This window comes from Streptomyces sp. NPDC006476 (assembly GCF_040612015.1).
Classification (GTDB): domain Bacteria; phylum Actinomycetota; class Actinomycetes; order Streptomycetales; family Streptomycetaceae; genus Streptomyces; species Streptomyces griseorubiginosus_B.
This window is the reverse complement of record NZ_JBEXPK010000302.1, coordinates 1-1,456: the sequence shown is the minus strand read 5'-3', so window position 1 is coordinate 1,456 and position 1,456 is coordinate 1. Positions and strand designations below refer to the sequence as shown.

1 protein-coding gene is annotated in these 1,456 nt (G+C 68.1%); it reads left to right on the top strand.

Going from position 1 to position 1,456, the window contains the following annotated elements; all coding sequences use genetic code 11:
- Window positions 1-120: 120 nt before the first annotated feature.
- On the top strand, window positions 121-1,456 hold a 1,336-nt coding region (locus ABZZ74_RS54185), incomplete at its 3' end, for an IS1380 family transposase (RefSeq protein ID WP_356951450.1).

The window sequence follows — 1,456 nt, the reverse complement described above, 5'->3', positions numbered from 1 at the left end:
AACCCCGGTTATTCAGCGGAATTGGGTGAGCTGACGGCCTGACAGCAGAAAGGTGCCGCTGACCTGCGAGGATGCGAGTGTCTAGGTCGTATCCGGTGCAGGAGTCAGGACACCTTTCTGGTGAGCGAGCGTACAGGGTGGGATCGTCGGCTGTCCGTGGCAGCCGACGGGAAGGGGCTGGTCGGGCATGCAGGGGCGGTGCTGCTGCGGCGGCTGGCGGACCGTGTGGGGCTGACACGAGGGCTCGCCGGGGTGCTTCCCTCGAGCACGAGTGCCAGGTGGCGGGAGCGGGCCGGGGTGCTCGTCCAGCTCGCTGTCGCGATGGTGCTCGGGGCGCGGAGCCTGCTGGAGGCCGAGCAGCTTCAGCTTCACCACCAGGGCCTGTTCGGCCCTGCGGCCTCGGACTCAACGATGCGCCGTCTGCTGGCCGAGCTGGACGACAAGACTCTGAGAAAGATCGCGAAGGTGCGCCGACGGGTGCGCCGGCATGTGTGGACGCTGCTCCACCTGCGGCCCGGCGGCTTCCCGTGGCTCACGGTCGCCGGACGGAGGTTGACAGGCTGGATCGTCATCGACCTGGACGCCACGGTCATCACGAGCGTGTCCCGGAAACAAGGGGCCGCGGCCACGTTCAAGGGCACGTTCGGCTTCCATCCGCTGGGCAGTTGGCTGGCGAACACCGGCGAGAGCCTCGCGATGGAACTCCGCCCGGGCAACGCAGGGGCGAACACTGTGGACGACCACGTCCGCGTCCTGGCCGCCGCGCTGGATCAGATACCGCACTCCTCCCAGTCGAAGATCCTCGTGCGGGTCGACGGCGCGGGCGCCACCCATGGCCTGCTCCAGCACCTGGAGGCGCTGAACACGAAGCGGCGCACGGTCCGTTACACGGTCGGATGGAAGATCACGCCCGAGGACGAGGCGGCGATCGCGAGGCTCCCCGAAAGCGCCTGGGAGACCTCGCTGACACAGGGCGGCGACCTTCAAACGGGTTACCAGGTTGCGGAGTTGACCTACCTGAACACCCGCGAGGGCTGGCCGGAGGGCATGCGCCTGATCGTCCGCCGCGTGCGCCCGTCGAGGCGGCACATGAAGAAGCTGACCGCCTTCGAGCAGAAGACCGGCTGGCGCTACTCGATCACCGTCACGAACATCCGGCACATGTGGGGCATCGCCGGCTCCCACCAGATCCAGTTCCTCGACGCCCTGCACCGCGACCACGCCGAGGTCGAAGACCGTATCCGTACCGGCAAGGCCATGGGGCTGACGAATCTGCCCTCACAGTCGTGGCAGATCAACACAGGCTGGATGCTCGCCGCGAACCTCGCCGCCGATCTCGACACCTGGCTGCGGCTGCTCACCCTGCATGACCAGGACGGCCTCGAAGACGCCGAGCCGGACACGATGCGCCTGCGCCTCTACCACCTACCGGCCCGCCTCGCGCGTCACGCTCGCC